Below are 6,252 nucleotides of genomic sequence, written 5' to 3' on the forward strand. Positions count from 1 at the left end.
CAGAATCCGCAAGCGCGCCTCATCTGGGGCGAAACGGCGCGCCGGGGGAGGGGCCGGGGAGGGGATGAGGATCATGAAGGGCGTCAAACCAAGGCCGGTCGTTCTGCTCCACGGCTGGACGATGAGCGGCGCGAGCTTTGATCGGCTCATCGCCCGGCTCGGGCCGGATTTCGCCTGCCGCGCGCCGGATCTGCCGGGCCATGGCGCAGAACGCGCGCAGCCCGCCACCCTCGACGCCTGCGTCGAGCTCGCCGCCCGCGAGATCGCGGCGGCGGGTCCGGGCGCGATTCTCCTCGGTTGGTCGATGGGCGCGGCGGCGGTCTGGCGTCTGCTGGAGCGGCGAGGGCCGGGAGATCTGGCGGGGCTCGTCACCATCGACATGGGGCCGAAGCTCGGGCCGGACTGGCCTTTAGGGCTCCGGGATCAGACGCCGGAGCGTCTGCGCCGGGGGCTGGAGGAGATGCGCGAGGACTGGCCCGCCGCCGGACAAAAAATCGCCCGCGTCACCTTCGCCGAGCGCGAGGGCGGGCCGGACATGAGCCGCGAGGAGGCCGTCCGGCAAGTCTTTGCGAATGATCCGCGGCTCATCTTGCCCTATTGGGAGGAGATGCTCGCCATGGACATGCGCGATCTGGTTCCCCGGATCTCTCTGCCTTGGCTGGTGGCCTATGGCGCCCGCAGCAGGCTTTATGCGCCGGAGACCTCGGAATGGCTGGTCGAGAGGGCGCCCGACGCCCATCCGGCCCGCTTCGAGCATTCCGGCCATGCGCCCCATCTGGAGGAGCCGGAGGCCTTCGTGAAAGCCTTCCGGGATTTCGCCGCCCGCCTGTGAGCCCTCAGGGTCAAGACGGCGCGCCGAGGCTTCCGCCATGGCGCGTCCAGATGTCGGCGGCGCGCGGCGTGCCCGCCCGCGCCAGATAGCCCTGCGCCTGCGCGAGATCGCCGTAACGGGCGTAGAGATCGCCCAATTCCTCCAGCGCATGGGCGTAGCCGGGATCCAGCCTGAGCGCGGTCAGCCAGGATTCGGCGGCGAGCTGGTCATGGCCGAGCCGGCTCCAGCAGACCCCGAGATTATGATGCGTCACCGCCCGGCTGGAATCCTCCGCGAGCGAGCGCTCGTAAAGCTTCAGCGCGGCGGCGTAGTCGCCCTGATCCTGCAAGGTGTTGGCCCATTCGTTCAGCGCCGGAGCGAAATGCGGATTCAGAGTCAGGGCGGCGCGGAAGCTCGCGAAAGCCTGATCCGGCGCCTTCAGATCGCGATGCGCGAGGCCGATGTTGGACCAATGGGAAGGATCGTCGCCTTCGAGATCCGCCGCCGCCTTGAAGCCCGCGCGGGCGCCGTCGAAATCTCCGGCGCTCCATGAGATCCGCCCGAAGCCCGCCGCCAAAGCCGCGCTCATGGGGGCGCGCTCCGCCAGAGCCTGAAGCCGCGCGGAGGCCGTGGCGAGATCGCCTTGCGCCCAAGCCTCCAGCCCCTCGGAGAGCAAAGCCTCCTCGGCGGCCGCCGCCTGAGCCCGGGCGGCGGCCTCGGCCCGGTGGAAACAGGCCGTCAGCGCGATCACCCGCTCGCCCGCCGCCAGATTCGGACGCCCATGCGGAACCTCCGAGCCGCGGCCTATGGCGAGGCCGTTGGTCTCGGTGGGGATGACATGGACGGGGGCGTCTCCGGGCGCATGGCCAGGCGCGAAGACTTCGAGGCTCAGACCCCGGCTCGGTTCGGCGGCGGGCGGATGGGAAGCCTCCAGATAGAGGATCAGAGTGCAGGCGCAGGACTCCTTGCGGTCGAGATGCACCCCAAGCCGCGATTCCGCCGCGTCGTAATAGGTGTAGCAGGTGCTTTCCCGGCTGACCTCCAGAGCCTCGCCCATCAGCGCCGAGAGAAAGGGCTCGCCGATGGTCCTCAGGAAGGCCGCCCCCAAGGGGCCGAGTTCGGCGCGCATGAGCTGTTGGTCGAAATCCGCCGTGGCGGCGTTCTCCCATGCGGCGGCGCGTTGGAGGCGGGCCTCCTCCAGCAATTCGGCGTGGAGCGCGGGCGCGAGGGCCGGAGCCCCGATCCCCACGAATCCGATCCGCTCCAGATCCGCCGCCAGAGCCTGCAAGCGCTCGTCGGAGGCCGCGAGGGCCGCGCGGGCGTCGGGGTTCAGCATCGTCGGTCGAGCTTCGTCCTTCATGATCAGAGCGCCTCCGCCGCCGCGCCGAGCTTCGTCAGAAAGATTTCGCCGACCTGCGTCGGGCGGGCCTGCCCGCGCAGATAGGCCCAAGCCTGACGCACGCGCTCCGCCTCATGGTCGCGGATCGGCGCGACGCCCGCCGCGAAATCGGGCCGGGCGATCATCAGACGCCGATAAAACTCGCAGACGTTGACGAAGGCGTGGACGCCGTTCATCACGCCGCTCAGCGGGCGCGGGTCGCTGCGCCATGGCGAGGGATGGACGCGTTCGGCGTCGTTGGCCAGCAGGGGATCGAGCGCATAGACGGGCGCGATGCGCGTATGGGCGCCCTCATGGCTGAGGAGATCCGCCACCTGAACCGGATCGCGCAGAGAAGCCGCGAAGGCGCCTTGAAAATCGCCCCGGCTGACGCTCGACGTCCCGCCGCCCGGCAGAAGCTCGAAGACGAAAAGCGCGTGAAAGGCCCGTTCGGCGGCGCGGGCGGCCATGGGCCAAGCCTCCGCGAGCAGGCTCCGCCCCTGCGCGAGGATCGGCAAAGAAGCCGTCGGATCCGCCAGCAGCGGGACGGGGTTGTCCAGCAAGGCGGCTTCGGGCGCGAAATTCAGCAAAGGCCAGCCGCCCGCCCTCGGCAGGGCGTGGAGCCGGTCCGGGAGGATGGCCGCCTCCTGCTCCAGTCCGGAGCGGGGGAGGGCGGCCTCCGCGCCGTCGGTCCAGAAGAGGCGGATTTCGCCCTCTTCATCGGCGAGGAGGACCGTTCCCCCCGCCGATCCGACCAGCAAATTGACGTGAGGCAGATAGAGCCAGCCCTGATCCCCGAAGGCGGCGGCGGGCAAAGCCAGACGAAAGCCCGCGCAGCCCGGAGCCCCGATCAGAAACCGCGCGAGCCCTATCTCCTGCTCCGGGGCGCCGATGGGTCGGCTCAAGGCCTTGGCGGCGGTCGCCGGAGCGAAGGCGGCGGCGAGGTCTTCGGGCGGGAGATAATCGAGCCAGGCGGTCAGAGTCCCGAGCGCGCGGCGGGTCCAGCCTTCGGCGCAGAGCCCGGCGGCGGCGATTCGGCGGCGAGCTCTGGCGGCGCGCGCCAGATCGCCGAGACGGGCGGCGAAATCGCAGATCCCGCCCGCCGGGCCGGGAAAGACCACGCCTTCGAGATCGCCCAGAAGCGCGAGGCGGTCGGCTTCTCCCAGCCGCAGGGCTTCGGCGAGGTCACGCGGCATGATGCTGAAGCTCCGGCAGGAGGGCGCGGGAGGTCAGCGCGAGCGGCGTTCCGCTCGGCGCGAAGAAGCGGCGGTTCATATGGCCCATGGCCGCCGCGTCATGCGCCAGCCAGCCCATGAGATGCGGATACATGGATTTGAAGAAGGCGCATTCCGGCGTCTTATGGCGCACCGTGCCATAGCGCTCATAGGATTGCGCCGGACATCCCGCCTGACAAAAGGCGCGATAGGGGCAGACGCGGCAATCGTCGTAATCCTGCGGACGGCGCTCGCGGATGGCGACGATATGCGGATTCTCGCGGCCCGGATCGTCGATGCGGCGGGCGTCGCGGATGTTCCCGAGCTTCAGCCCCGGCGATTGCGTGGCGCGGCCGCAGGGATACAACGAGCCGTCGGCGCCCACCGCCACGAAGCTTTCGCCCGCGCCGCAATGGCCGCGCATGCAGCGGCTCTGACGGCGCTTGCTGACGAGATGGCGCGTCATGTCGATGGCGTTGCTCTCGACGAGATCGGCGTCGCGCCGCACGAGCAGGGCGAGGAACTCCTTGAACCATGCGACGATCTCGGCCTGCTCCATCCCCATGGAGTCCCATTTCTGGCGGGCGTCTCCGAGGAAGGCGATGGGATTGACCTTCACGCTGCCGATTCCGTTCTGCGTGAGGAAATCCAGAAGCTTGCGCGGGGCTCCGGCGTTGGCGCGGTTCAGCACCACCAGAGCCCCGAAAGGCACCCCCGCCCGCTGGAGCATGTCCACGCCGCGCATGACCTTGGAGAAGGATTCCCCGCCGTTCACCTGCGGACGGCTGACGTTATGGGATTCGGGATCGCCGTCCAGCGAGAGCCCCACGGTCACCTGATTGGCGCGCAGCCATTCGATGCGCTCCGGCGTGAAGAGCGTGCCGTTGGTCTGGACGCAGATGTTGACCGGGCGTCCGCGCCTTTCGGGATGGGCGCGGATATAGGCGGTCAGCTCCTGCATCAGCTCCCAGCGGAGAAAGGCCTCTCCGCCGGAATATTCGAAGGTCAGGCCGCGCGCGTCGTCGACGGCGTAAGCGGCGTCCACGGCGAGGAAGGCCGTCTCTCGGCTCATATGCGGCTGGCCGGGACGCGCCCCCGCCAGACAATATAAACAACCGAGATTGCATTTCTCCGAGAGCAGCAGCTCGATCAGCCGGCCCTCGTTCTCGATATTGGGGGAATCGTCGAAAAGCGTCGGATCGGCCGCCGTCGCGCCGTTCAGCGTGACGAGGCCGCGCCGGAACAGCAGACTGATGAATTCCTCCGGCCCGCCCAAGGATTCGGCGGGCCAGTCGTCGGCGAAGGCGCCGAAAGACCGCCCCTCGCGCAGGCCGCTCAGACGTTCGGCCTCGCGGCTGCTGAGGAAGGCCCATGAGCCCGAGTCGGGCGCCGCCGCCAAAGGCCCCCAAGCCGTCTCGACGAGGCTCGTCGCGGCGGAGGAGACCAAAACCTCGCGCGAGAGGGTCACGGCGCCTTGCGGGGCGTAGCTCTTGCCGAAGCGGATCGGCAGATCGGCCGCTTCCTCTCTTTCAAGGGCGGCGGAGCCGTAATAACGCATGTTCGGTCTCCTGAGGCGAAGGCGAGGCCCGCGAAGGGCCGCGCATCATGGAGTCGCGACGGTTTCCCGAGTCTCTGCGTCGATGGCGAATCCGTCGGCGCTGAAATCGGCGAGGAGCAAGGCGAGATCCGTTCCGGCGAGGCGCGCCCGGCCTTCGGGCAGAGGCTCCGGCGCGGCGCCCGAGGCCAAGGCTCGCCCGAGAGGCCCTTGCGGATCGGAGCAGAGCCAGCCTTGCGGCGCTTCGAGTCCTGAGGCGCGGAATCCTCCGCCCGGCGCCAGAGCCACGCCGCCGGTCTCCGAATAAAGGACCAGACCGCGCATCAGGCTTTGAGTCCGGGCCGCGAGGTCGGGATCAATGAGGCGAATCCCCGCCTCCAGCCGCCGCGCCTGAGTCAGAGAAGCGGCGCAATCGAAGCGGCAAGGAAAATGGCTCAGGATCTCGGCGCCGAAATAGCGGGCGAAGAGGTTCAGCCGCCAATCATAGGGGCCGGAGAGTCCGGCGGCGCGGCTCGCCTCCAGAACCAGAGGCGCGAGGTCGCCCTGACGCTCGGCGACGGCTTTGGGCCAGTTCTCGGTGAAGAAGGCTTGGCAGCAGGGCGGAAAGCCGAGAACCTCGCCCACGACGGAATCCCAACCCAGAGCCACGGCCATCCAGCCGAGCAGAGCGCGGTTCTTATCGGGAGCGATGAGCAGGCTGCGCATCGCGCCGGAGCCGGGACGGGCGGGCGTCGGCGCGGGGGCGAGATTGCTGTAGCCGCCTTTGCCTTCGTCCTCCGCCTTGCGCCATTCCAGCGCCGAGAGCAGGCCCCAAAGCCCATGAGCCTCGGCCCAGCGCAGCCAGGCGGCGAGCAGCGGCTCCGGCCCATGGAGCAGGGCCGCCGGACGCAGCCCGAGGGCCGTCAGCCGGGCTTCAAGGGGAGGCGGCGGCGCGGGGCCCGATCCTGCGCCTTCTTCTCCGAAGAGCAGGGCGCCGGTGATCGCCTCGCCGAAGGCCTCAGGCGGCGCGCGCCTGCCGTCCTCGGCGACGAGCGGCGGAGAGGCCGCGCCTTCGGCCAGCCCGAAGGCGGCGCAAGGCTCGACGAGGATCCGTCTTCGGGCCGCCGGATCCGTCCGATAGGCCCGAAGGCGGGTCAGCAGATCCGCGAGGATCTCGCGCCGCCGGGCGGCGCTTCGGGAGGAGTCGATCATGAACGGCCTCCTTCCGCCGGGAGCCCGGCCGGACGCTTCAGCGCCTGAGGATCAGGCCCGGATTGACCTGCGGATTGATCTGCTGGTTGAAATTGGCGTGTCC

The 6,252-nt window shown here is 69.5% G+C and carries 5 protein-coding genes; 1 reads left to right on the top strand and 4 read right to left on the bottom strand.

The features are described from left to right. Positions 1-73: 73 nt before the first annotated feature. Entirely contained in the window at positions 74-832 is a 759-nt protein-coding gene (locus tag B161_RS18260) for an alpha/beta fold hydrolase (protein ID WP_018634227.1), read from the top strand. A 10-nt stretch (positions 833-842) separates the two neighbouring features. On the opposite strand, the gene B161_RS0114815 is transcribed toward B161_RS18260, so the two are convergent. Genes B161_RS0114815 through B161_RS0114830 form a run of 4 tightly spaced genes read right to left on the bottom strand, consistent with a single transcriptional unit; the run spans position 843 to position 6,149 of the window. After that, positions 843-2,171 carry a tetratricopeptide repeat protein gene (locus B161_RS0114815; RefSeq protein ID WP_051085778.1) on the bottom strand — a complete coding sequence of 443 codons (1,329 nt, stop codon included), beginning with the start codon at positions 2,169-2,171 and terminating at the stop codon, positions 843-845. Positions 2,172-2,173: 2 nt separating this feature from the next. Beyond that, positions 2,174-3,385 (bottom strand): aKG-HExxH-type peptide beta-hydroxylase, encoded by a 1,212-nt coding sequence (locus B161_RS0114820; RefSeq protein ID WP_018634229.1) that lies wholly within the window; start codon positions 3,383-3,385, stop codon positions 2,174-2,176. Continuing rightward, on the bottom strand, positions 3,375-4,961 hold the full coding sequence (locus B161_RS0114825; RefSeq protein WP_018634230.1) for a radical SAM/SPASM domain-containing protein: 1,587 nt from the start codon (positions 4,959-4,961) through the stop codon (positions 3,375-3,377). Before B161_RS0114825 ends, B161_RS0114820 begins: the two co-directional genes overlap by 11 nt. A gap of 45 nt (positions 4,962-5,006) precedes the next feature. Then, positions 5,007-6,149, bottom strand: a complete 1,143-nt coding sequence (locus tag B161_RS0114830; RefSeq protein ID WP_018634231.1) for a hypothetical protein — start codon at positions 6,147-6,149, stop codon at positions 5,007-5,009. Positions 6,150-6,252 lie beyond the last annotated feature (103 nt).

This window comes from Neomegalonema perideroedes DSM 15528, from assembly GCF_000374145.1.
Taxonomy (GTDB): Bacteria; Pseudomonadota; Alphaproteobacteria; order Rhodobacterales; family Rhodobacteraceae; genus Neomegalonema; species Neomegalonema perideroedes.